This window comes from Pseudomonas sp. TREG-RG-20F-10-E-6-01, assembly GCF_022662455.1.
In the GTDB taxonomy this organism is placed as follows: domain Bacteria; phylum Pseudomonadota; class Gammaproteobacteria; order Pseudomonadales; family Pseudomonadaceae; genus Aquipseudomonas.
Window position 1 is genome coordinate 90,364 of the sequence record NZ_JAKNQP010000002.1, and the last position, 25,341, is coordinate 115,704.

General features: G+C 59.4%; 19 protein-coding genes and 1 pseudogene. 6 read left to right on the forward strand and 14 right to left on the reverse strand.

The features are described from left to right. Positions 1-59: 59 nt before the first annotated feature. The 7 genes from L8K08_RS06830 to L8K08_RS06860 all read right to left on the reverse strand — a co-directional run bounded on the left by L8K08_RS06830 (position 60) and on the right by L8K08_RS06860 (position 13,303). Positions 60-293, reverse strand: a complete 234-nt coding sequence (locus tag L8K08_RS06830) for a hypothetical protein (RefSeq protein WP_106576648.1) — start codon at positions 291-293, stop codon at positions 60-62. Between the two features lie 815 nt (positions 294-1,108). Then, positions 1,109-1,477, reverse strand: a complete 369-nt coding sequence (locus L8K08_RS06835) for a hypothetical protein (protein WP_119742573.1) — start codon at positions 1,475-1,477, stop codon at positions 1,109-1,111. A 348-nt stretch (positions 1,478-1,825) separates the two neighbouring features. Next, positions 1,826-2,374: a hypothetical protein gene (locus L8K08_RS06840; protein ID WP_119742571.1), complete on the reverse strand. Its 549-nt coding sequence runs from the start codon at positions 2,372-2,374 to the stop codon at positions 1,826-1,828. 23 nt (positions 2,375-2,397) lie between these two features. Next, the gene (locus tag L8K08_RS06845; RefSeq protein WP_119742569.1) at positions 2,398-2,712 is read right to left on the reverse strand and encodes a hypothetical protein; all 315 of its coding nucleotides are present in this window, start codon (positions 2,710-2,712) and stop codon (positions 2,398-2,400) included. An 11-nt stretch (positions 2,713-2,723) separates the two neighbouring features. Further along, complete coding sequence (locus tag L8K08_RS06850) at positions 2,724-10,967, reverse strand: hemagglutinin repeat-containing protein (protein ID WP_242195280.1); 8,244 nt, start codon at positions 10,965-10,967, stop codon at positions 2,724-2,726. Positions 10,968-11,008: 41 nt separating this feature from the next. Next, the gene (locus L8K08_RS06855) at positions 11,009-11,515 is read right to left on the reverse strand and encodes a toxin-activating lysine-acyltransferase (protein ID WP_078827813.1); all 507 of its coding nucleotides are present in this window, start codon (positions 11,513-11,515) and stop codon (positions 11,009-11,011) included. Between the two features lie 9 nt (positions 11,516-11,524). Next, entirely contained in the window at positions 11,525-13,303 is a 1,779-nt protein-coding gene (locus tag L8K08_RS06860; protein WP_242195283.1) for a ShlB/FhaC/HecB family hemolysin secretion/activation protein, read from the reverse strand. A gap of 251 nt (positions 13,304-13,554) precedes the next feature. Here L8K08_RS06860 and L8K08_RS06865 point away from each other — a divergent pair. After that, positions 13,555-14,175 (forward strand): annotated as a pseudogene (locus L8K08_RS06865) (tyrosine-type recombinase/integrase). A 44-nt stretch (positions 14,176-14,219) separates the two neighbouring features. Here L8K08_RS06865 and L8K08_RS06870 read toward each other — a convergent pair. The 3 genes from L8K08_RS06870 to L8K08_RS06880 all read right to left on the reverse strand — a co-directional run bounded on the left by L8K08_RS06870 (position 14,220) and on the right by L8K08_RS06880 (position 17,274). Then, entirely contained in the window at positions 14,220-14,672 is a 453-nt protein-coding gene (locus L8K08_RS06870; RefSeq protein WP_157986860.1) for a hypothetical protein, read from the reverse strand. Between the two features lie 938 nt (positions 14,673-15,610). After that, positions 15,611-16,015 (reverse strand): hypothetical protein, encoded by a 405-nt coding sequence (locus tag L8K08_RS06875; RefSeq protein ID WP_145166011.1) that lies wholly within the window; start codon positions 16,013-16,015, stop codon positions 15,611-15,613. Positions 16,016-16,533: 518 nt separating this feature from the next. Beyond that, positions 16,534-17,274, reverse strand: a complete 741-nt coding sequence (locus tag L8K08_RS06880) for a BPL-N domain-containing protein (RefSeq protein ID WP_242195286.1) — start codon at positions 17,272-17,274, stop codon at positions 16,534-16,536. Positions 17,275-17,399: 125 nt separating this feature from the next. Between L8K08_RS06880 and L8K08_RS06885 the strand changes: the two genes are divergently transcribed. The 4 genes from L8K08_RS06885 (at position 17,400) to L8K08_RS06900 (ending at position 19,411) form a co-directional block, all read left to right on the forward strand. Continuing rightward, complete coding sequence (locus L8K08_RS06885; protein ID WP_242195289.1) at positions 17,400-17,855, forward strand: VOC family protein; 456 nt, start codon at positions 17,400-17,402, stop codon at positions 17,853-17,855. A gap of 66 nt (positions 17,856-17,921) precedes the next feature. After that, positions 17,922-18,548: a LysE family translocator gene (locus tag L8K08_RS06890; protein ID WP_277933575.1), complete on the forward strand. Its 627-nt coding sequence runs from the start codon at positions 17,922-17,924 to the stop codon at positions 18,546-18,548. A 9-nt stretch (positions 18,549-18,557) separates the two neighbouring features. Then, on the forward strand, positions 18,558-18,968 hold the full coding sequence (locus tag L8K08_RS06895) for a hypothetical protein (protein ID WP_242195295.1): 411 nt from the start codon (positions 18,558-18,560) through the stop codon (positions 18,966-18,968). Between the two features lie 92 nt (positions 18,969-19,060). Next, positions 19,061-19,411: a hypothetical protein gene (locus L8K08_RS06900; RefSeq protein ID WP_145158591.1), complete on the forward strand. Its 351-nt coding sequence runs from the start codon at positions 19,061-19,063 to the stop codon at positions 19,409-19,411. Positions 19,412-19,750: 339 nt separating this feature from the next. Here the strand turns inward: L8K08_RS06900 and L8K08_RS06905 are convergent, their stop codons facing one another. Then, positions 19,751-19,903 (reverse strand): hypothetical protein, encoded by a 153-nt coding sequence (locus tag L8K08_RS06905; protein ID WP_242196415.1) that lies wholly within the window; start codon positions 19,901-19,903, stop codon positions 19,751-19,753. Between L8K08_RS06905 and L8K08_RS30255 the strand changes: the two genes are divergently transcribed. Beyond that, positions 19,886-20,014 carry a hypothetical protein gene (locus L8K08_RS30255; RefSeq protein ID WP_277933605.1) on the forward strand — a complete coding sequence of 43 codons (129 nt, stop codon included), beginning with the start codon at positions 19,886-19,888 and terminating at the stop codon, positions 20,012-20,014. The two genes, L8K08_RS06905 and L8K08_RS30255, sit on opposite strands and share 18 nt — an antisense overlap. Before the next feature lie 244 nt (positions 20,015-20,258). Here L8K08_RS30255 and L8K08_RS06910 read toward each other — a convergent pair whose 3' ends face one another. The 3 genes from L8K08_RS06910 to L8K08_RS06920 all read right to left on the reverse strand — a co-directional run bounded on the left by L8K08_RS06910 (position 20,259) and on the right by L8K08_RS06920 (position 25,140). Next, on the reverse strand, positions 20,259-20,885 hold the full coding sequence (locus L8K08_RS06910) for a glutathione S-transferase (RefSeq protein ID WP_200624961.1): 627 nt from the start codon (positions 20,883-20,885) through the stop codon (positions 20,259-20,261). A 68-nt stretch (positions 20,886-20,953) separates the two neighbouring features. Further along, positions 20,954-22,693: an OPT family oligopeptide transporter gene (locus tag L8K08_RS06915; protein WP_242195297.1), complete on the reverse strand. Its 1,740-nt coding sequence runs from the start codon at positions 22,691-22,693 to the stop codon at positions 20,954-20,956. 386 nt (positions 22,694-23,079) lie between these two features. Next, positions 23,080-25,140 carry a methyl-accepting chemotaxis protein gene (locus tag L8K08_RS06920; RefSeq protein ID WP_145158597.1) on the reverse strand — a complete coding sequence of 687 codons (2,061 nt, stop codon included), beginning with the start codon at positions 25,138-25,140 and terminating at the stop codon, positions 23,080-23,082. Positions 25,141-25,341 lie beyond the last annotated feature (201 nt).

Sequence of the window (25,341 nt, forward strand, 5' to 3'; positions counted from 1 at the left end):
GAAATAAAAAGGCGCCCAGTTTAACGACCTGCGCGCGCAACGTCCTGCATTGCCGGTTCTTAACCCTTCAACTCACCCGCGCGGTTACTCGCCGCATCATCGTAAGCCACATATAACGACTCGGCGATCTGGCTTTTGATGGCTTTGGTGGCTTCCAGCCCCAACACAAAGCCTTCGGCCTTGCCGCCAGCGCGGTTGAGTTCTTCGTGGGTGGAAGCACCGGTGATGGCGTCGAGCAGCTTGATGGCGTGAGGGCCTACGCCTTTAGGGAGGGAGATTTGGTCGATGGACATGGCGATACCTTGAGAAAAAATGATCGGGAGCGCATGGACCACTGCCGGGGGATGCCATGGTAGACCGGTTAGCGTGGAAAGGGGCTGCTTTCGGCCAGAAGCAGCCGGTCATCAAGGCCCAAAAGTATCCCGAGGTGAGTATCTAGTTGCGCCAATCGGCGCCAGTCATTGTGAGCCAGGCTAGAGGTTTCAACCATTTGCTAACTGGAGGTAATCGCAAATAGGTTTTTGCACAAGTAGGCATCCTCTCTTGGAATGAAATCTTCGGGGCTTTCATTGCAGGAAAATGCTTCGAAAACGTGGCTGATGATTTTCTTTGCTTGGTCCGTGGAAAGGATGCGCGTGTCTATCAGGTCAAGAAGAGCATCGGCTATCTCGTTTAAACTAACGCAGTATTCTTCAGCTGCAATCCTGAGAAGCGCTCGCATTTCCCTATATTCATCATCTGAATTTACGTTGTTTTTCAGAAACTCAAGTGGCTCTTCCAGAATTTCAAAGGGTAAATTTTTTGATATCTGTCGCAGTATTCTATAAGGGCCCGCCTAAGCATCACGCCATCAAATTTTTGAGAGCTAGCCCCTTAAAGTGCATTAACTTTCGTATTAGCTATCCAGCTTTTCATCGCGAAACCTACCTTGCTTAGCGCTTAGTTGAGGGACGTCAAAGCGTCCAGTCGGCTTCTTCAGATACTTCAATCCTCACCATGCGTCACCTCACCACAAGAGGCCCCCCGATTCTGTTGGCTCCTTCGAATGCTCGCAATGGGTCGAAAGTGGTCATCGACAGATTTTCGTTGCTCACACTGCACAACGCTTTCACAAGAAATCGCTGACCTGGAACGGTTTATCAGTCGCGAAAATCGATTCATAGACCGCGTCGTCAAGTTCGTCACGGGCAAGGAACACGCTAGCACTATATGCGCGGGCCTTGCAAAACCAAGCAAAAGATCCGTCGTCGTCGCGCTCCAGCAGATAGAAATATTGTTCCTCCATTTGAGCGCATATAGTCTCAAGTCGAGCCCGACCTCCACACGACAACAGTTCAGCGACCTCATTAGAGTCACCCCCTACCTCATCAACCGCCCAGAGAACGATACGAGTAGCCACCCGCGTTTTCTCGGCCGGTTCTAGAGCATCGAAAGTACGGTGTACGTCAGGATAGCTTGACACCAAGCGGTCAGTCATGGGGCTTAAATCCTCAGAGCGGGCTTGCCGATTACACCTGAATTGCCATCTAAAAGGACACCGTAGTACGTCGGCGAAACTTCGTTGAAACCTCTTCAGGTCGGTAGCAGCCCCTCGTGACAGAAATCAACCGGCCAAAAGCGGACGACCAACTCGGTTCTGGTTTCGCCCAGCTTGCCTCCTCCGCAAGTGCAAGCTGGCTCACTTCTCTGCCTCTTGGATACGCCTGGTATGTCAAGTCGGCTAAAGGCCACGCCCCCGATGCGCATTGATTCGGCTCACGCTTAGGTTTGAACTATCCGCAATATCCGGATAGCCACCTGTCGCTGGAATTCTGAATACGCTGAGCTAAAAGGCATCCAGTGCTCTACACAGCCCTGCCTTCTCAACAGGCTCACTTTCAGGTTTTCCAGCTGGGTTTAAGCGCTGCAACGCGACCAGGCACTGGCCACCGTCCAACAGGACCAGCTCATAGTCCTGACCCGCCTTTGGGGTGAAACGAAAGGTTTGCCGGCAACTATAGGAATATCCGGCGGAAACGTGGCCTTCACTCTGGAAGTTCATGGCGAAAGGCTTGCCCGCCGGCACTTTGAGTTCGGTACGCGCCAGATCTTGTCCTTCCACCCGGCGGTTGCTCTCGGGCATGCCCAGGCTGCGACCATTATTCTTGTCCGCAAAGCCGGATTCGGACACGGCCATCACCCCGGCGCCGGGGACACGCCAGTCGATGCAATCGCGGCCCGGCACGCCGCGCGCCATGCCATTGGTGATTACGCGCAAACGCGCGGTATCACCTGAGGCGGGTTCGACATAGGCCGTGGAGTAAGCCCGGATATTGGCAATATTGCCGCAGCCGCTCACGGCAAAAGCCAGACCCGCTATCAGAAACGCTCTCATGGAAAATCCTATTTCTTGTGCCTTCAACGTGCGGACGCACAGGCCTTGAGCTCATGCCGGGTGTCCAGCGCACAGAGATCAAAACCGTCACTGCGGGTGTAGCCTGCACGCTTCATACACTCGAAGCGTTCTGCTTTCTGCTGGAGCGTGGCCTTGGGATCAATGCCGGATCGGTTTTTTGAACCGCACGCCAACATCGAAGCGAACACCTCCTGGCTGTTCGCACCCGGTTTCTTCCATAGCTCCACTTCATCAGTGGGTGGCTGAAACGGCGTGGCAAAACAGGCCGTGACGAGCGGTAGCAGCATGACTGCAAGTGCAACTGGTTTAAGCCACATTCTAGGTTTCCTTATTTTCTAGGGCTGACAGGCACCAGCACCGGCTTCATTTCTTTCATGTCAGGCCAATACCTCGTGCAGGCAGACTCACCACTGCCATAACAACTGTGCATCGTAGTGGCACCGTTGAAGACGTTGATTAGTTCCTTGAGATAGGTACTGCCTTCAGGGATCACCCCGCCGGTGCCCGGGTTGTTGCCCATGAAGAACAACCGGCCAACCGGATCGTAGTTGTGGACCTCATATTTGAGGACCATGTTCGCCCGTTCGACAGGGTCGGTGACGGCGTTGCGGTTTTGCAGATAGGCCAGCTGTTCATCGGCGCGATAGACATTGAACGCTCCGCCAAAGTTATACACCGTGGTCTTGCTGAGCAGACCCGCAGCATCAGGCAAATTAGCAATGGAGTCTCGCGAGTTGCCGCCGGTCATGGTGCCGCGGCTGTGCTCAGTCAAATGCAAACCGGTGGCACCGTACTTGAGCTGGATTTCCCGAGCGGCTTCGGTGTAGTTGGTCAAGCCCCAGAAGTCGTTGTCCATTGCCTTCTGATAGCCGGCAACCAGCAGCTCTGACATTCGGTTACCCGCTGTCGGAAACCATAGGAAATATTGTGGCCCTGTAGCATCTGGGTCGCGATGCTGAGCGGCGTATTTCGCCGCTGCCTGCGCGTCGTTGAAAATCCCGTTGAGGGCCACGTTGACCACGTTGTTAGCGTCGGGTTGCAGGTTATCCCGCTCCTCACCCTCAACCTCCCGGAACTGCGGTTTCGTGTCCGCACCTCTGTCGACATTGCCCTGATCATCCATATCCACGGCATACATCTGGGGCGCCGTCTTGAACATCGTACGGTACGCCTCATCGGTAAACTGCACCCCCTGGCGATAGGCTTCATTCTTGATCGACTGCTCCGCCTCGGCGGTGCGTTGCAGTTTGTCCAGATCCTGGCGCCCGGCGCCAACATGGGAATGGGCGGCATCACGGTTGAGCCCGGCCACTGTTTGGTTGGCATCACGCCCGGTCAGCTGTTGCTGGCGATAGGCATCGGTAATCAGAATATTGCCCGCACTCACCGCGCTCAGGGTATTGCCCTGGGATGAATCCGAGGCTTTTCCCGCATCCAGGTAATTGCTGAACAAAGCCTTACTAGCGCCGTACATGCCCTGGCCGACAAAGTCGCTGCTGAGGGTGAACCCGCTGCTGTCCGCACTCGCCTTGGCGCTGTTGTGCAGGTTGGAGGTGGTCAATGAGCCAGTGCTCAGGCTGTTTTTGCCCTCGGCGATCGCCTTGTCATTGCTGGCAATCACGCCGCCCACCAAGTCGGTATTGCCTTTGACGCGGATATCAAAGCCATCGTCGCCAGCCCGAATGCCGCTCTGCTCGGTGACGCTTTCAAAGTTGGATTTCTGGATGCCTTTGTTCTGACTCAGCGTGAAGCTCGATGAACCGATGCAGAACGGCGGCACGCAGATGCTCACGCCCACGCCGAGGCTGGTTTGCTTGGCCTTGTAGGTACTGGTGTCCTGCAGGCTTTCGACGCTGAAATCACCGCCCACATCGGCAGTGACTTGCTTGCCGGTGACCACCGCTCCCTTGAGCCGGGTATCGCCTGCAGAGTCGAGCGAGACTTTATTACCCGCATCCACGTGGGTGTTGCTCCAGACCACATCATTGCCGTCGGCCTTGCCGCGGTTCTGGGAAGCACCTGCGTTGAAACTGATACCGTTGGTCGAACTGCCGATAGCAATACCGATCCCCAGGCTGGCATTACTGCCCTTCTCGGTACTGCGCTGCTCCACTGTATTTTGCGCGGCGAGCAAGGCGATTGTGCCGTCGGCCTTGAGATTTACATCATGCCTGGCGGTGATCTGGCTGCCTTGCACCGTGAGGTTACTGTTCTTGCCGGCGCCTGCAGCAGTGATGTTGACATCGCCACCGGCCAATACCGACGAGCCGGCCGCCGAGTTGGAGGTCTGCTCGCTTTTACTCTCCTTCTTACTGGTGCCTGCCGAAATGCTGATATTGATGCCCCCGGCCATGGCCGGGTCTTTGTCGTACTGGATATAGCCGTTGCCGGCTCCCATCAGGGTATTGACCAGCGCCAGGGTTTTTAGCCGGCCATCGTCGGTACGGTCGGAAGCGGTTTTCATCCGCTGAGCGGTCTGCACGGCTTCGATCACCGGGTTAGTCACGGTAATCGTGAGGCCGCCTTGCTTGAATTTGGTCTCCTGACTGATGTGTTGCTGGTTGCGAGCCTCAAGGATATTGACGTGCTGCGCCGCAATGTCCACATCGCCCTTGGGCGCCGTCAATTGGCTGCCGACCTGGCGATACGTATTGCCGGCCAAAATGTTCACGCTGCCGTCGGTGGCGCCGATGGTGCTGGCGGCCGCCGTTTCACTGTCGGTGCGGTTTTTGTCACTGCGTTGCTGGCTGCCGATGGTCACCGCGATTGCGCCGCCGCTGAACAACCCGCTTTGCTTGACGTCCTTGAAATGCTGCTCGCTGAGCTGATCGGTGGCGGCCAGTACATTCACATCGTGTCCGGCCAACAAGGTCGTACCGCTGGTAGAGACCACGTTGCTGCCGCGCACATTCACGTCGTTGCCGGCCTTGACCCACGTCGTCTCGCCACTGAGGGTGGTGGCCTGGGCGCGGGTCTCACTGACCGTGTCACGGGTGGTGGTGGTCTTGCTGGAGAACAGGCTATTACTGCCGGTGACTTTGTGGGCTTCATCGACAAAGTTGTAGCTCTGGCTGGTGCCGAGATTGACGTCACGCCCTGTGGCAACGGTGACCCCACCCTGCTCGCTGGTGACTTTCGCGCCACGGGCATTGAGGTCGTTGTCTGCGACCAGGCGGACCTCGCCTTCACCCTGGATCACGCTGCCGGTATCGGTGCGGCTGGCGTCCTTGCGCCAGTTGCTGGAATTCCATTGCACACTCTGCTCGCGGCTCTGGGTCACCGTGCCCAAGTTGATATCGTGGCCGGCAACCACCGTGGTCTTGCCGTCTTTGCCCGAGCTGACGATCTGCGCCGCACTGAGGTTGATGTCGCGCGCGGCATTCGCTACCAGTTCACCCTTGGCATCGGACACAAAAAGTCCGGCAACCCGTGATATCCCGGTCGCGGTGCCCTGGGCACTTTGGGTGTCGCGCGTGCTGGAAACCAGGTTGATGTCGCGACCGGCGACTGCGTTCAGGCGCGTGCCGGCATCGATCAAGCCACCGAGGTTATTCAAGTCAGTGCGAGCCTTCACTTCTACCTCGGCGCCGGACAGACGCCCGCCCAGGTTCTGGATGCTGTCGGCGGAAATCGCCAGTACGCTGCGCCCGGCAATCGTGCCGCTGTTGACCAGGTCGCCTTGCAGATTGAGGTCCACCACGTTACCCGCCATCAGCGCGCCGGAACCGTCCAGGTCACCGTCGCGCACCCTTACATACACCTGCGGCACCAATGCCTGGGTCACGCTGCCATCGGCGAGGGTCACGTCTTTTTTGACCAACCACACGATGTCACTGGTCAATTGCGCCATTTGTTCAGGACTGAGTGCCACACCGGGCACCAGGCTCCACTTTCCGGCGTAGGTCAGCGCGCTGTCCAGCAGCGCCCGGTACTGGGTCTCGTCGTTGGCGTAGCCATCCAGAAAGCGCCGCCCGGTCAGTTGGGCGATCTGCTCACGGATCAGCTTCTGCTCATAGAAACCATCGCCCAGGCGCGTCAGGGTCAGGCCGGGGTCGAGTTGGAGCCGATCGAGCATGTAATTGGACGACAACCAAGAGCGGTAACTGGTGAAACGCGGGTCGCTTTCCACCAGGTAGTTCGGGTTTGCCTGAGGGTTGAGGTGGAACAGGCTATTGTCCGGCACCTGCACACTGACACCGCCAGTGCGTATCGACTCGCCGACGCCGCCCGCCGCAGTAGCTTGCAAGGCCGGCACCTCCAGGACCGGGGCCGACGCACGGCCATTGCCCACGTTCACGGTGGCAGCGCCGGCACCGACGGCGGCCTGGTCGACGCTGCTGGTCAGGCGTGCACCGACTTGCAGGCCACTGCCGGTTTGGGCGGTATTTTCCAGGTACTGGGTGGGCTGCAGGAAGATATCTGTGACACTGGCTGCCGGGTTGTAGGCGGCTGTGGAGTTGCCCTGGCGGTCGCGCCCTTTGCGATGGATGCGATACAGATGACTGAATGTGCCACTGTCCGTCACCGTCTGCTGCCCGGTGACTTCGGTGTTGTTGAGCTGTCCGATAGTGCCCACCAAGGTGCCGCCGGCGATGATCCGGCTCTTGTCGTTCAACACCGAATTGGCGGTCAGCAGCATTGAGCCGCCGGAAAGGATTTCACCCGGGTCCGAGGTGAGGATCTGCGTCTGGGTGATAGTGCGGGTGTAGTCGTAGCGGTTGTAGTTATCGGCCACGCCCTCGGGGCTGACCAAGTGGCTGACTTCGTCGTTGTAGAGTGAGATCTGGTCAGGGCGATAACGATTGGCAGAGCCAGTGTGCTGGAACTCCTGGACGCCTTCGCGGCTGACCTCAACCACTTGGGTGCTGAAGTGTTCGTTGGTATTGCGCAACTCGGCACTGTTAAGGCTCAGCCCACCGAGGGCTTCGATGCTTGCGCTGGCGTTACGCACCAGCCCGGCCTGGCCGGTGGCCTGGCCCTGGGCATCCAGCGCGCCGCCGATCAACAGATCACCGGCACTGAAAAGCATGGCGTGCTCACGGTTGACCAGCGTCCCGACGCCAATGTCGAGGCGCTCGCGCGCGGCGATCACAGCCGCGCGGGCATCTTCCACATCATTGGTCAGTTGCCCCGCCGCAATGGATAAGTGATCACCATAAATACGGCCGCTGCCCAGGTTGTTGAGCACCTGGGTATTGATCCGGGTGATCTGGGCATCGATCAAGCCACGGTTGTTCAGGGTATCCGCCACATCGAGGGTCACTTGCGCGGCACTGATCTCGCCGTTGGCGCGGTTTTCAACGCTATCGCTCAAGACCCGCAATTGCTTGCCGGCCTGAACGCCACCCTGGTTATCGAGCATGCCTTGCAGGGTCAGCTCAAGATTACCGTTGGCTTGCAGTTTGCCGGTATTGACCAACCCCGAAGCCAGGTTGAGGCTGATATCGCCCAGGCTCAACACGCGTCCATCGCCGCTGAGGCTCGCGCTGGTCAGGCCGAGCCGTTCTCCGGCGATCACGGTACCGGCACTGTTGAGCAGCGCTTGGTCGGCGCGGATTGACACTTGCTTGCTCGACGAGATCAGGCCCGCGCTGTTATCCAACTGCCCGGCACTGTTGACGGTCAGCAACTGGTCGGCACGCAGGGCACCCGAGCGGTTAAGCAACTGCGCCAGGTTCAGGGCCAACGACTGCCCCTCCACACCCTGGTTGCTCCCTTGGGTCTGCTGGTTATCCAACTGTCCTGCATCGACCGTCAAGGTGCCCCCGGCACGCAGCAGACCGCCGACGTTATCGAGGCGACCGCTGCCGATGTCCAGCCGCGCGTTACCCAGGCTCTGCAACTGGCCACCGCGATTGCTCAGGCCATCAGCCGTCAGCAGCAGGCTCTTTTCACTGCTGAGTATACCGGCGTTGAGGTTATCGACCTGCGCGGCATGGATCGCCACGTCGCCTTTGCTGCCGATAAAGCCGGCGCTGTTGTTCAGGTTGCCGGTGCGCAGCGTGATACCGGCCTGCCCGAGGATGCCATTGGCGCTGCCCGAATCAGTGTTGGTCAACGTTTGCCCATGGGTGTCGAGTGTGATCGCACCGCTACCCTGGATAAGCCCGGCCTGGTTCTTCAGCTCACCACTGCGCAGGTCCACGGTGCCGCTGCCGATTATGGCGCCGCGCTGGTTTGACAGGCCTTGCCCGGCACTGTCGAGCAACAAGGCCGCGCCACTGATCAACCCATCGTCGTTATTCAGACCCAGGCTGGTAATCGTCACGCCTTGCTGGGCCTGCACCACACCGCCGCTGTTATCGAACGCGCCCTGGCTCACCGCCAGCACCAGCGGCCCGCCGACCGAACCCACGGTGCCCTGGCGGTTACTCAGTGCGTCGGCGCTGACACTGAGTGCGCCGATGGCCGCCAGCGTGCCGTGGTCATTGCTCACCTGCCCGCCGGACAGCGTGAGGCTGTCGCCTGCTGTGATCTTGCCTTGCGCGTTGAGCAACTGCCCGCTACTCAACTGCGCGCCCTTGGCTGCGGCCAGGGTGCCTGCACGGTTGTCCAACAGCGTATGCGCGGTGACCTTGAGGTTGCCGGCCACTGCCGCCTGAACCGTGCCGCCCTGATTGAGCAAGCGATCCGCCGTCAGGCTGACGTCACTGTCACTGGCCAGGGTGGCGCCGGTGTTGTCGAGCAAACCGGTGGTGGTGATACGCAGAGTATCCGTGCCGGTCTGCAGGATTTTCCCCTGCCGGTTGGACAGTTGATGGCTGTCGATCTGAATCTGCCGCGCCACGGTGCTGGCGCCGTCCAGCACGGCATCGGCAACCGCGACTTGCAGTAAACCGTTGCTGTGTATGTCCCCATGGTCCCCCTGCAACGCCTGGCCTTGAAGTGTCAGGCTGCCCGTGCCGGCATGCTCGATCCTGCCCTTGGCATTGGACAGGCGCGCCGCCGAAAGGCGTACGTCGGTCGCATTGCTGGCGATGCGTCCTTCGGTGTTATCCAGGCGGTCGGACACAGCAATCACCGTGGCGCCCTTGCCGACCTGGACGATTTCACCTTGGCGGTTGGACAGGCTGCCGGCGGCCAATTGCACACCTTCGGTGTTGATTTTGGCACTGTCGGTGGTCAGGGTTTGTCGCACCGCTGTGCTCAACGTCCCTGTCGCGTCCAACGCTGCACCGCTTAAGTCAGCGCCGCCCGTGCGAGCAGTGAGCATGACATTGTGCGCAGCGGTCTTACTCGCATTGAGGTCAAGGTTCTCGGCGCTCAACTGCAGATCCCCGGCAGCAATCGCCGAGCCTTGGTGCTTGAGCGCCTGGCTGGCGCTGACGCGCAGTGCGCCATTGCCACTGACCGCGCCGTCAGCTGCCACACCTGCGCCCAATATCGACTTGCTGGCGTTGTCGATGGTTTGGGCGGTCAGGGTCAAGTCCTGCTGCGCAGCCACCACCCCTTGGTTGTTGATATCGCCACGACTGGACAGCGTCGCGGCGCCCTTGCTGTACAGCGAACCGCTGTTATCGATGCCCAGCTGGCTGTCCACCTGCAGGTTCTGACTGCTGCTGATTTGCCCGCTGTTGCCCAGGCGCCCGTCGGCGCTGATGACCACATCGCCGGCACTCGAACCTATTTGCCCGGCATTGCGCACGCCCAGGCCGGCTTCGGTACCCACCAACTTGATTTTGCCGGCATACATGCCACCCAGCTGCGCCACGTCAATGGCGACCTGGGGCTTATCGCCGGAACCGTTGATGACCGTCGCCTGGGTATTGTCGGCATTGACCTGGTTGGCGCCACTGGTCACCCGCAGGTCTTTGGCCCAGATACCGGCATTGACCTCGACCGAGCGTGCGATGACATCGGTAAAGTCGGTCTGCGATGCGTCCAGGCCCTTGCCGGAGATAACCACCTTGCCGCTTTCAACGCGGTAGCCTTGCAATTGGCCGTCCTGCATCTGCGCACTGCCGCTGGTTAAGGTGGCACGGTTGGCGTTGATAAAACCACAGCCGTCACAGGCGATGCCCGACGGGTTGGCGATCACCACCTGGGCTCGGTCACCGGCGACTTCGATGTAACCACGCAATTGGCTGGGGTTGCTGCTGTTGACCTCGTTAAGGATCACCCGCGCCGTACCGCCGGCCAAATGCGCATTGCCCTCGATCCAGCCACCCAGCTGAGTTTGGGTATTGGTGCGCGCATTGTTGAGGATCGCGCCTTGGGCATTAACGTCGAACTGGCTGTAGGTGTTACGTGACACCCCTGCCGCACTCGGGGCCTGAATGTTGACTTGGGGCACACCGTTTGCGGCGTTGATAATCACCGGTTGCTGGCCGGGCGCAGCGCCACGGTCAGCCACAATATCGCCCCAGGCCAGCGGCGAGGCCAATGTGATCAAGCCCAACGCCGCCATCAATGAGAACCGCAGGGGAAGCAGTGTCAGCACAGTATTCAAGACGACAGGGGCGACACCGATCCCGGTGCCTGAGGCTTTTTTGCTGCCCAGCACGTTTTCGGCCACTACCATCAGCAGGCCACGGGCTTTGTTGAAAACGATCCTGTAGAGGTGTTTGTTCATGACGATCCCTGTGTCTTGAAAGCTCTAAAATGCGACAAGTACTACGATTGGCGGGCAACGGCCGCGATCGGCCACTTCAAGCGCGCCAGAGCAGCACCTTGAAACCGCTTGATCCGTAACCCGCGCTCGTTGCCCCGGTGATACAGAGCGCTGAACCGGCTGTCGGCAAACAAATGGCGCTGCACTAAGCGTGCAAGGCGGGCGCTGTGACCAAAAGGCGTCACCCAGTCCAGGAACCACAGTCGCTCGCCGCTGTTCCAGTCGTGCGCAGGCAGGCTGATGGCAGGATTTTGCACATAGCGCTGCTCGGCCTCGACGCTGAACCAACACCAGGCGGCGTAAAACACCGGGCGCCCCGATTCGTAGCCGATGATGAACTGGCGGTTGGCAATAGCTGGCAACAGCAGCGCGTTCAGGGTGTGCAGCGGCACATCGCGATGGCTCGCCGAGTGCATCCACAGCCATACGGCGGCACCCAGCGCCTGGGCCTCGTTCCATGGCTTTTCGCTGAACGCCGGGGCGATCAGCTCAAGGTTATCGAGTTGCATGGCAAACCCTCACATCGACCACGTCAGGCTGAAACCTGCCGTGGTACTGGCAGTCTCGAAGCCCTTGGGTTTGCTGATCGGTTGACCGACAAACACGTCGTAAGACACTTGCCGGTAGCCACCGCGCAACCCCACCACGTACCCGGCCAGATGATCACCAATGAGGTATTGGCTTGAAGGGCCGCCCACCTTGCCGTAGTCAACACCCAGGTAGGTCTCCTGCCCGGAGTTGCCCAGCGCCAGGCCGAGGTCGTTACGCACCAGCCAACCACGGTCGGCCGACAAAATGTTTTCACCGTCAAACCCGCGCACGCTGTAGCGCCCGCCGATCGAGAAACGATCCTGCGGCACCAACGCCGTGCGGTTCCACTGCGCACGCCAGGCCGCGGTGTAACGCAAGCGCTGCGTGGCAAGGCCAAACGGTACGGAAAATTGCGCGTCGGCGTTGATGATCTGCGAACGCGAGGTCCCTTCGTCAAACGCCTCCTCAGGCGCAGCGATTGCGTTGCGCGCACCTGTGCCCCGGCGATAGCTGGTGCCCAGATCGAGCGTGGCGGTACCGATGAACTCCCGATGACTCAGCCCCAGCGCCCAGCCTGCCATGCGTCGGCGCTGAATTTCGATCTCGGTATCGTCGATATAGTTTTGCGAAGTGCGCGTCCAGCCACTGAGCTTGAGCGTGGTTTTGCGCACGGCATCGCGATACAGCAAGCGAGACGCGCTGATCTCGTTGTTTTTGCTTTCTCCGGTGTACTTGTAAGTCTGGTTGGCCCCAGCGACCGTCTGGTGATAGTCATACTCGCTGGACGTGACGCCAAACAGCCAATAACCGTAGGGGACAGAGTAGTGCAAGGTATGGCCCTTGGAACCACGATTACCCGCGTCCCCCCCGCCCAAGTCGTGGTTGAAGCTGGCGTAGAACAAATCGTTCAGGCTCAGCAGGTTGTCCAACGACACCGAAGCCGAACCCAGGTATTTACCTGTGGCATCGGTTCCCGAATCATCTACCGACACGCTCAAACGCACGGGAAGTGCCTGTTTCCACGCGATAACCAAGTCACTGTCGCCCGGCTTTGCGTCCATCCCCTGGGCCGCGGCGATTTGGATATCCGCCTCAGCCGTGGGCACGCGTTTGAAGTTTTCCAACGCTTGCTCAAGATCACGCAGGTTCAGCAGGTCACCTGTTTTGGCAGGCACCGCGTTCCAGGCATTGGCTCGGGTAGAGGTGCCTTCGGCGAAGCGGATGGAATGAATGCGCCCCGGAATCAGGGTCAGTTGCAGCACACCGCTGTTTAAATCCTGAGGCGGTGCAAGCACGCGTGTCGTGACAAACCCGCGCTCGATGATTGCATTCTGGATTCGCTTCATCGTCAGGTTGATGCCTTGGGCACCTAGACATTGACCGGTGGCCGGGTCATTTTTGGGATCGGCGCTGCGCAGTGCCCATTGAAAATCTTCAGCCAACTCGCCGTTCAAGACGACCTGACGAATCAGGAAACAGGGGGATTCGCGCTTCTCGAGCAAAACCCCGGCGGAGGATGAGGGCTGCGCCTCAAGGCGCACATCCGGCGACGGCTCAAGTTGCTCGCGCAACGCTCGCTCGCGGTCCTGCTGCAATAGCAACTGTTGGGCAGGTGCGGGAGGGTCAGCGGCCTGCACGCCGAGACTGCTGATCAAACCGAACAACAATACTGCCACCGAATGAAGGGACGGTGGCAGTTTTCTAACAGGCAAGTACAACGTACCGAAACGGGCCAGGTACTCCCTAGGCCGGAAACATACTTTCATTTCGCATCCCTGTGAAATCTTCCTGCGGGTGCAGCATGCACCAGAACGGCACGTGATCTGCAAGAATTGCCTCTGACAGGCAACTCCCCTATGAACAACTGTTGCTCATTAAAGTTCAAGGGCGCGTGAGAAATTTCCTACACTTAATTTCCCCCCGGCTTCTTAGACCCCTCCAAGAGACTACCCTTGGCCGGTGAGCGACCGTCGCTCTGATTAGCCATCCTTGTCTTTCCACACGTGGAGGACTTGTTATGAACACCATCGCTACCTGCGGCCGTCAGCCCTGAAACAAAGGAAAACTAGTCGGGCAGAAAGCCCCACTCCGACTGAGAGATATCTGGGCCATCCGAGTAAGGCTTCAAATTGCGGAAAGAACCCGGGATCTGGCTCTCTTCGATCTGGCCATCGACAGTAAGCTTCGAGCCTGCGACTTAACCAAGCTCCGCGTGCGCGATGTCGCCCATGGCGAGCACGTATCATCCCGAGCCATGGTGATGCAGCAAAAAACGCAGCGACCAGTGCAGTTTGAGATCACTGAGCAAACACGGTCAGCTCTCGTGGCCTGGATACATCAGGCACAACTACGCAGCGAGGACTGCCTTTTTCCTAGTCGGCTACATACCTCAGACCATCTATCCACTCGTCAATACGCTCGTATCGTCAAAGGCTGGGTGAAAGCCGTAGGCCTTGATCCAGCCATGTATGGCACTCACACAATGAGACGTACGAAGGCATCACTAATCTATCGCAGAACGAAGAACCTACGGGCGCTTCAGTTGCTGCTCGGCCATACGAAGCTGGAGAGCACTGTTCGATATCTGGGGATTGAGGTCGATGACGCCCTGGAGATGGCGGAACAGACTGAGGTTTGATCATGCATAGCGACGGTCGAAGTCAGACCGTCGCTAACCGCTAGTTAGGAGCCATTTGGTGTGGCGTGTAAGAATTTACCGCCTTTAGCTTCAACTGCCGAGCGAACTGCCGCGGCATCTGATGTCGAGCCGATAAATGCAAGTTGCAACTTAGGGAGCATGCTTGATGTGTTACTTAAGGCTGTAATAGCTGAGTTGGCTGCAAAAGAACTATTGGTTCCTGAGATGGCGACACGAACATCAGCTTTGCTTGCAGGGGCAATTATTTGGTGGATGCTTGAAACAATTGGAGATTCTAAACCTGCACTTCCGATAAGCGCGGATGCCATAGCTCCGGAAATGCCGTTATTCGCTGCGGGAACCCAAACTAAATTAAATTTTTGTTGCTCAAATAAAATTGCCGCAGATTGTGCGGCTTGCTGTGGCGATTGGCTCCCAGTTGTAGCGCATCCTACTAATGCAAATAACAAAATTGTGAATGCCGCGAAAAGTTTCATAATTGCTCCTGGATATTTATTAGGCGAAGGTTCTTTCGAGATTCACTGAGTGTATGTTGTATAACTTTCCATCGCCATACATAACCTCTTGATCATCATAAAAGGTGATTTTGTAAGCGCGACAGTGATGGGTACCTCATTGCTGATGCATTAGCAGACTGCCCACCGTCTGCTTTGGGCCCAGCCCACACGTCGCGCCAAGCCTTAGCTGTCGTCTTACTCCTGAGCTATGCGACGACTCATTCAGGCCTGATGGCAAAGGCATTTCGATGTCGCGTTAGTGCGGATTCGCTGGTCCGTTTACTTTCCGTCGTGAGAGGCAGGAATCGGCCAAAAGCGGACAGTGATAGAAAAATAAATCTGTCCCCTTTTCGCCGAATAAAGGCTAAGCAACCTGATCACCTATCACTATAATGGATGCTCCGAAGATTACGTGAGATAGCCGGGTAACCTCAGCCAATGCCCGTAATGGGGCAGGCAAATCGAATAGTTTCAGTGGATTCTGGGGACGGTATTGCAGCTCATACCCCCTCAACGCCTGGCGTGAATCGCGATGAACGTCCGACCAGTCGTAAGCAAAGAACCCACGTTTAGCAAATTCAACGAAAGCGTTTGCACCAGCCCGGGCAGTGGCCCGATCTACATCGGACACTTTCGGCAAGGAAAGGACAAATTCTTCGGAGTTTTCGACGGAGGGTATCGCGGAATCAGGAACTGGTCCGGGGCCACCTGTAGTGAAGAGCGCAACCTGTCCGAGGGCGTCGGTAGCGACCCATCCAACGTCAAAGTCCTGAAGAACGAAGGGAGCCATCATTTGCACCTACTTTTGAAGAGGGGACGAGTTGATTTTCCAACTCTGCTTACCAGCCCAGAGAGTGTAAAAGTACGTAGACAAACTCTCAAAGCGGCAAGAAAATCGAAGGATTTATTTTTCCAGCTTAAAGATCTGCTTCTGGCCGATATCCGCTACCACCCTGAAACTCACGCACTATCTGCACAACCAGCGGCTTCACATATTTCTCAATGGTATCAATCTCCGGCGGATCATCATGGCGCCCCCACTCCCCCTGATCAAAGGCCTGATAAAGCGAGAAAGCAGGCTGCGGCATGTCATTGGTCATGCCCACATCAACGATGGCAGCGATGAGCCCGTTCATAACGCCATCGCAGAACTCGTAAGTCAAAGCCCCTGCCAAGTAGCCTTCAGCAACCGCTATGGATAGCTCGTTCAGCAGATTGCGGGGGGCCACGCCGAATTCCTCGCAGGTGGCAGCAAGATCATTCAATGTTAAACCGTAGGCTTCGGCTTCAACCAAAAGCTTATTGCGTTGGTTCTTTGGCAACCTCCCGTCCACGGTTCCCTTCCACGTTGCGGATGTCGTACCCGTGTCACTCATAATACTTCCCAGCCAGCAAAATGGCCGCACAGCGATGCCAAACATTGGGTATCGACCTATCCTCTTGGGCAAGTCGTGAACTGGCGTCTGCCCACGAAGCTGCCGCATCGAAAAACGCGTCAACGGACACATTTTCCCAGCCTAGAGCACTTGGCCCATAGGCCGATGAAGGCGATGTCTTTTCAATTAAACGCCCGCTGGCGAAATCTACACCGAGGGCTTCGATAAATCGTATGAACGACGGTTCATCTCTGACGTGCGCCAACAACTCATGAAGATCTACAGGGCTATGCATAGGTTTCCTGGAAGCACTTAATGATTGATCACATGCTGCTGCACTGCATCGTGAACGGTCAACTCGGCTATCCAGGCTTTCAGGCCGAGGATGTGATGCGGAGTGACCGCTTCTGGCCGAAAGCAGCCCTTCTCGACAACCCGCTACCAAACAAACATAGATACATCTGTTATTTCCCCACCCTCCCCACCAACACCCCAAACAACTCCCCCCGCGGCATCTCACTCACCGCAATCCCCGCATTCTCAAACCACGCCTTCCCCGCCTCCGGATGCGGCCCGCTCAGCACCACCACGCCCTTCTCATACCGATACCGCGCCGCCGCCACATCCCCATTGCGATAAGTCGCAATCACCGTATACGGCGCGTGCCCATCAACCTTGGGAAAATACGGTCCATCCTGATAGAACACGCTGTCTGGCTTGCCATCCCACACCACCCGCACCGCCGCGTCTTCAATCCCGCGCACTTCAAATCCCGGCCGCCCGGCTTCGGAGTCGAGGTCCTGGGGTATCAACCCGAAGTTGCTGTTGTCCGCAAGATAAGCGCCCATGCATAACCCCAGGTAGCGCCCGCCCTTGGCCACGTATTCACGAATGGCGTCCACGCGTGCGTCACCAAAGCTGTCGAGCGCAGCGGGAATGTCCTGCCCGCCGCCCGGCTGAACATAGAGGTCATAGCGCGCAAGGTTTTGCGGGGTGATGTCGATGGCTTCATCCGCGCCGACAAAGTCGATCTGGTAGTTCGGGCTGAGCCGCAGCAAGGCGTTTTTGACGTTCTCGGAACAGTCGTCACACCCCGCCGGGCCACGGTAGATGGCGACATGGGTGATGGGCGTTGCGCCTTGCGCCCATGGCGATTGCAGGGTGGCGAGGGCAAAAAACGCGACGGTGATAGCAGGCAGTTTCATGGCGGCTGGCTCAGCGAACAGTGGGTCGGGGCTGTTCAAAGCCTATATCGAAGGTTTCTTTGAATACGTAAACAGTTGTAAATCGGCTAGTGTCGCCTGAACCCACATCCGCCAGAGGGCATGCAATGGAGCTGACATTCAGCCACGTCGATATATTGGTCGAGGACCTCGAACAGGCGTGCGCGTATTACGCCAACATTTTCAACGCCAACCTCTCCACCACTCAAGTCTGGAATCGCGGCGGCTTTCATGTGCGGTATGCGGTCGTGCTGATGGGCCAGGAGCGTTTTATGCTGGTGCAGCCGCTGACGGGTAATTTGCGCGAGCTGTTGGACGCACACGGCGAAGGGATGATTTACCGGCACTGCTACACCACGCCGGACATCGAGGTGGCCTATGCCGAGTTGGTCGCCAAGGGCGTGCAACCGGAGGATGAAAACGGCCGGCCATTGGCCCTGGAGGATCTGCAGTCGCCATCCGGCACGCGCATCATTTGGTTGCCCAAGCGCTTTGGGCATTTCTCCATCGAGATTCTGGAAGAAAAAGGCTTGCAGGCCTTTATGCTGGCGGCGTTTGCTTGAGCGGCGTTGCATTACCCCTTTACATGAGGATTACTGTAGGCCGTGCCTGACTCAGAGATCGCCGCCATGTTTGAACTCGCCTCCCTCGTCACCTACGTCGCCGTGGTGATCGGTCTTTTCCTGATCCCCGGCCCTTCGGTGTTGTTGGTGCTCACGCGTACGATTCAAGGCGGGCGCAAGGTGGGCATCGCCACCGGGCTGGGGGTGGCTTGCGGCGACTTGATTCACACACTGTGCGCGGCACTGGGCCTGTCAGCGATTTTGATGACCTCGGCGGCGGCGTTCAACGCGGTGAAGTGGGCCGGTGCGGCGTATCTGATCTACCTGGGCGTGCGGGCCTTTATGGCCAAAACCGGCAAGCATGCGCGCCTTGAGTTACCGGCGGTGACGCCGCGTCAGGCGTTTTTCCAGGCGATCGGGGCCGAGGTGTTGAACCCGAAAACCGCGATCTTTTTTCTGGCCTTTTTGCCGCAATTTGTTCATCCCGAATCCGGCTCGTCGCTGGTGCAATTTGCGGTGCTGGGTTTGATTTTTTCGGGGCTCAGCGCGGTTTATACGAGCTTGCTGGCGATCTCGATTCGCCCGTTGAGTCGCGGGTTCAAGGGGCTGTCAAAGCTGCGTCGCTGGGAAGGCAAAATCATCGGCACGCTGTTTATGGGGCTGGGGCTGAAGGTGGCCTTTCAGCAGCGATAGGCAAGCGCGATGAAATTTCACGGTTTTGTACTCGGGCATATAGAGGTTGAGGTCGAAGGACGCGCCTGTGACCTGCACAATTTCTATGTCGCCAGCGACATCCATTACGCGCTGTCTGAGCGCACGCTGTCGCTCAGGTTTACACGACGGACCGAGGACTGGGTGCCGCCCGAAGAGCCACGGGAGATCACCGTCACCTTCCATGGCGTGAGTTATTTTTCGGCCGAAGGGCGCCATGATAGCCCGATTGAGGATGACACGGTGCTTCACGCCATCGGCATTGTGGAAGCCGACGCCGCGACAGAAACGTTCTACCTCTGCGATACCTTCCCCGCCGACCATCACGTGGTCGTGTGCTTCGCATCGGGTCTGACCTTGCGGCTGCACGCCGTTGAGGCGTGGTGTGACATTCAGGTCTAAGGCGTTTCACTTCGAACCGATGGGAACAACTGGCTAACCCGTGAATACGGGCCGGATGATGTGATGACTTTTATTGAATCTCAGGACCTTTGATGCCCCCAACCAAACGCGACACCGCCCGCCTCGAACGCCGCCTGGTCGCCACGCTGACCGAAGCCTGCGAAACCGCCAAGGCTGAAATCCCGGGCTTCGAGTGGCTGACTCACACGGTTGACTACGCTGCGTTCCCGCAAAGCCTGCGGGTGATTTGGGTGTTCGATACGCGGGCCAACAAGGATCTGGCCCTGGCAAACGGGGCGGACCAACGTATGCGCGAACTGACGGCTGCTGCGTTGGAAGACGCCGAGGTGGCCTCGGTGAAAATCGAGCGCTGTGTACGCTTTGATTCTGAAGAGGCCTGCAACCTCCAGCATGGCGGTGATTGGCGGGTGCGACTGGCCTGAAGCGGCTCTAATGTGGGAGCTGGCTTGCCTGCGATCGCCCTGGATATCTACACAACTTCTGAAGGCAACCAATTTCTCCCAGTGGCGAGCAGGCTTGCCCTGCGTTGGGCTGCGAAGCAGCCCCAGTAAAGGCAATGCAATTTTCCTGAAGAACTCAGTGTCTGGGTTTGGGGCGGCTTCGCAGCCCAACGCAGGGCAAGCCTGCTCGCCACAACAGCGCACTCTGTGCTGCGGTAGCGGTGGGTCAGTGGCATAGGCTTACGCTGACACGCCCCTATCGCAGGCAAGCCAGCTCCCACAGTTGATCGTTGTTGCCCGCCAATGCTGCGTGGGCGCTGATCATTCCAGTGGCCGCAATGACGAGGTCACCAGCAAATCTCGTGTATAGGCATGCTGCGGTGTCTCAAACAGCCGCTCGGTACTCCCCGCCTCCACCATCAAGTCGTGCGCCAACGCACGTACCACGGCCAGGTCATGGCTGATCAGCAACATGGCTTCAAGCACTCGGCGGCGCTGGGTGAAGCGTTTGCGCAGTGGTGCATCCGGGGTTCGAGTGACCTGGATTTGTCGTCGTTTTCGTTGAAGCGCTTTGCGAACGACTAAAAAGCAGCTCGCAATTTCGGTGGGCTGCAGGTGACGCGCGGGCTTTTTGTGGCGAGCGGGCTTGCCCCGCGTTGGGCTGCGCAGCAGCCCCAATGAGGCAAAATGCAGTGTGCCAGACGGTACTCCGGCGGCTGGTTTTGGGCTGCTTCGCAGCCCAACGCGGGGCAAGCCCGCTCGCCACATCAGGCCCGCTTGCCACACCGAGCCCGCTCGCCACGAGGGTTACGCGCGCCTGCTGAGCCTTTTATTTGGCGAAGGCGTACTCGCCGCCCTGCTCCACTGCCTTGCGGTACGCCGGGCGCGCCTGGAAGCGTTGCACCCACGCGGCCAGGTTCGGGTAGGCCTGCAACTTGCCTTGGGCCTTGGCGATTTCGCCGATGAAGCTCATCTGGATATCCGCGCCGCTCAGCTCGTCACCCACCAGGTATGGCGTGTCCGCCAGCACGTCGTTCAGGTAGCCCAGGTAGTTGGCCAACTCCGATTCGATGCGCGGATGCAACGGTGCGCCCGCTTCACCCAGGCGACCGACGTAGAGGTTGAGCATCAGCGGCAGCATCGCCGAGCCTTCGGCGAAGTGCAGCCATTGCACGTATTTGTCGTAGGTGGCCGTGGCCGGATCGGGCTGCAGGCGGCCCTGGCCATGACGGCGGATCAGGTAGTCGATGATCGCGGCGGATTCGATCAGCACAAGGTCGCCGTCTTCGATCACCGGGGATTTGCCCAGCGGGTTGATGGCCTTGAGTTCGGGCGGGGCAAGGTTGGTTTTCGGGTCGCGCTGGTAGCGCTTGATCTGGTAAGGCAGGCCGAGTTCTTCGAGCAGCCACAGAATGCGTTGCGAACGCGAGTTGTTGAGGTGGTGGACAGTGATCATAAGGGCTCCGCTGAACGAGAGTGGGTATCCAGGTAAGAGACTACGCTGTCGCGGTGGAGTGCCATGGATTAATTCGCAACCATCGCCCACAACGACGCGCCGACCCCGGTGATGCTCTCCCCGGCGATCAACCCGGCCGCCGCGGTAATCGCAAAACGTTCGGTGAGACTCGGCCAGCGGCAGCTCGCCAACCACGTCAACACCGCGCCGAGGGACATCATCAGCGATACCGAAGCCGGCAGCACGAAGGCCAGGCCTAAGGCCGCGGCGCTGGGCAGATACCGGGCGCGTCGGGCCGACAAAGTGCTGTCGAGAATGCCCAGCAACACGCCGACCGCGCCTGCCAGGCCAATCGCCCAACGAATGCTCACCGACAATGAATCCAGGCCATGGGTCAGGGTTTGCGCCACGGCTTTCCAGGTGGCGACCGCAGGCGCCGGCCACTCTTCGGTGAGCAGCATGCTTTGCGGGTCAGGGATCAACGCCAGGTAGGCAAACACACCGACGATGCTGCCCACAAAAATCCCCAGAATCTGCGCGATCACTTGCTTGCGCGGCGTGGCGCCAATCGCCTTGCCAACCTTGAAATCGTTCATCAAGTCCGTGCATTGCCCGGCCGAGCCGCCGGCGGTGTTGGCACTCATCAAGTTGATCGGCACTTGCCCCGGCGCAACGATGCCGAAGCTCAGCTGGGACAATTGCCCGATGGCGCCAATCGGCGGAATGCCGGTGGCGCCGACCACGCGCGCCGCCACGGCGGCCAGGCAAATCGCCAGGGGAATGGTCAGCAAGGCCATCCACAGGTTGATGCCGAACAACAGCGCCTGCAGGCTCACCACCAGCACAATCGCCAGTGCAAAACCGGCGGCAGGCCCAGCGTTGGGGATCGCCCAGGGCGTGCCGCCGCCGGCTTTGGTGGACGTGTGCAAGGCCCACAGGCGGATCGCCAGCGAGGCCAGCGTCGAACACACCATCAGGCTCACGCCGGGCCACAACAACCACTCCACCAGCGCGGCAAATTGCGGGCCGCTGCTATCTGCCGGCAGGCTGACCAGGCCTTGCGCCAACAGCCACGGCCCCAGCCCGCCCCAGGCGAGCAAGGCGCCAAGCAGCAGGGTCAGGCCCACGCGAATACCGATGATGCCGCCAAAGCCCAGCAACAGCAGCGAAGGGTCGGCGGTAAACGTCAGGCGCTCCAACGCCGCGCTGGGCGACCAGCGCGGCAAGGCCCACATAAACGTATCCACCCACTTGACCAGCCCGGACAGCAACGCGGCGCCGAGCAGCACCTTCAAGCGCGTGGCGGCTTCGCGGCCGTGGTTGTAGATGTGCAGCAGGGTTTCCAGGGTGGCCATGCCTTCGGGGAATTTCAGCGCGTTGTCGTTGAGCAGCGAGGGCCGCAGGTACCAGGCGATCCAGATCCCGAGAAAGCTCACCGAGAACACCCAGGCGATCATCGGCAAGGCGTCCAGCGTGTGGCCGGTCAACAAGGTGTAGGCCGGGATCGGCGCCACCAGCCCGCCGGAGATAATCGAGGCGGCGGCCGAGGCAACGGTCTGGTTGATGTTGCTTTCGTGAAGTGTCCACGGCAGTTGCCCGGGGCTGCGCCTGGCCAGGCCCTGCCAGATGGCGTAGCCGACCAGCAAGGCGATGATCGACATGTTGAACGACCAGCCGATCTTGAGCCCCGCGTACACATTCGAGGGCGTAAGCAGGATGCCCAGCACGATCCCGGTAATCACCGCGCGCAGGCTGAGTTCGCGTTCCACGGGGGCGGTCAGGTCGGGTGATGGCGGGGTCGAAGGCATGCGGATTCCTTTCGGCAATGGAACAGGGCGACTTGATAAGTGAGCCCTGTTGGCGCTGAAGGTTCATCTAACGCGTGGTGCTTTTGCTCAGAGTGCACTGTGTTGGGGGCGCAGCAGGATCGATTAGAGCGATGGGGTTTTCTGATAGACCTCGTTGTCTGGGTTTGGGGCCGCTTCGCGGCCCAACGCGGGGCAAGCCCGCTCGCCACAGGGGGGCATCATCAGCACAGGCGAAAGCGCGTGGTGCTTTTACTCAGGGCGCATTGTGTTGGGGGGCGCAGCAGGATCGATTGGAGCGATGGGGGTTTTCTGATAGACCTCGTTGTCTGGGTTTGGGGTCGCTTCGCGGCCCAACGCGGGGCAAGCCCGCTCGCCACAGGGGGGCATTATCGGTCCAGGCGAAAGCGCGCGGTGTTTTCACTCAGGGCGCGGCTGCCTTTGCTTAAGGTGTCGGCCGCCTGGTTGACCGCGCGCGCGCCGTCGAGCAAGCGTCCTGCGGCCTGATCGACTTGCTGGATGTTGCCGCTGACTTCATCCGCCGTCGTCGCCTGTTCTTCTACCGCCGCCGCGATCTGCGCCAGGGTGTCGGTGACGTTTTGCACCGCGCCGGCAATCTCGCCCAGGCGTGTGCCCAGGCCGGTGACGGACTCGGCGTCAGTCAGCGCCTGGTCACACGCGGCGCCCATCAGCGTGACCGCCTGGCTCACCGTCGCGCGCAGGCTGTCCACCGTGCCGGCGATCTGCGCCGTCGAGGCCTGGGTGCGTTGCGACAGGCTGCGCACCTCGTCCGCCACCACGGCAAACCCGCGGCCTTGCTCGCCTGCGCGGGCCGCTTCGATGGCGGCGTTCAGTGCGAGCAGGTTGGTCTGTTCGGCAATGCCGCGAATGGTGTCGACCACCGACTGAATCTGCTGGCCCTGCTGGCTGACTTGTTCCAGCGCATTGGCCGTGTCGGTCAGGCGCTGGTTGAGTTGCTGGATACTCGCCGTGGTGCGCTGGCTGTCGCGGCTGCTGTCTTCGGCGATACGCCGGGTCTGCTGGGCGCTGCCCGAAGCCTGTTCGCAGCTTTTGGCGACGCCCATCGAGGTCGCCGCCAGTTGCGTGGCAGCGGCGGCGATCTGGCTGATCTGGTGTTGCTGGTCTTCGACGTCGGTCAGGGTGCTGCCCGATTGCGCGTTGAGGGTGAGCACCGCCGAGCCCAGTTGCTGGGTCTCGTGGTTGACGCCCAGCAGGCTGGTGCGCAGCTGCACCACGGCGACGTTGAGCGCGGTGCTGATCGCCGCCAGTTCATCGCGACCTTCCACCGCCACTTCGACGCACAGGTTGCCGTCACGCAGAGACTCGGCGAGCGTGGTGATGCCACTGGCACTGCGACGAATCGAAGCCTGCAGGCAAATGAACAAGTACAACGCGGCCAAGACCAGCAGGCTGAACGTGGCCACCACCGGAATAAACTCCCTGAGCGAGCGGTCACGGTAATAACTCAAACGCTCATCCAGCGAGTGCAGCGACTGGCTGCGCAGTGCGCCCAACGCGCCGAGGATGCTGTCGACACTGCGATCAAAGCCTGCGGTGTCGAGCTTGATGGTGCCGCCAAACACGCCGTCGTCCAGGCCTTTGAGTTCGTTATCAAGCAATTGCAGGCTGGTGTCGTATTGCGCCGTCCACGGTTCCATCCCGGCGTATTGCTTGGCTTTGAGCGACGCGGCAGCCTTGACCAACTGGTCGCGTGCATCGCCGATTCGGCCGCGCAGGTCGCGCATCTGCAAGCGGCTTTGCAAGGTGAATTGCCCGGAGGCAATCGAGGACTGCCCGACGCTCGCGGTGCGGCCGATACGCTCGATCAGGTCCGGCGTGTGCTGGGTGGAAATCTGCATCAGCAAGTAGGTCTCCAGCCAGGGGTCGAGGATCAGGCCGGATTCCAGGGTGATCTGCTCGCGCAAGGTTTGCATCGCGGTCAGGGCGGCGGTGAAGCGGTCATAACCGTCCGGCCACCAGCCCACGGTGCGCAGCGATTGGGTGTCCATGCCCTTGACCGTCGCCTGCAAGGCCTCAAAACGGGCCAAGGTGTCGGCGCTGGCGTTGTGGGTCTTGAGCGCATCGCCCAAGGCTTGCAGGCTTTGCACAATGGCGGGGTTGCCGGCATCGACGTTGTCCATCGCGGCCTGCGCGGCGGGGGTTGGGGTGTGCAGAATATCCAGCGCTTTCCAGCGGGCAGCCAGGTTGCGTTGTGCAGTCAACTGCCCATCCAGGGTGTCCAGGGCCAGCAGTTGGCGCACGCCGGACTGCTCGCTGGAGATCACCGCTAATTTGTCGCGATAGTCCTGGCCGATCAGCCACAGACTGCCAGCCAGGGGCAGCATGAACAGGAAAAACAGAATCTGAAACTTGCGCGCAAAACCGAAACGGCCAAGCAGGCGGATACCCGGTGATAAAAGACTGTGCATGGCCGACCCACTCCCCCAAACAACCTGGATATGACTAGAAGCAAAATGCCATGTCATTGATTGGGAAGGTACTAGCAAGATACGGGCCGTTGGTGGCGGGTCGCCAAATAGGCGGCTTGCCGAGGTGACAGCGCGATGGCATGCGCGAAAATGGGGCAAAAGCACTCAGTGCGCAGAGTGGAACGGTAACCCGGCTTTCCA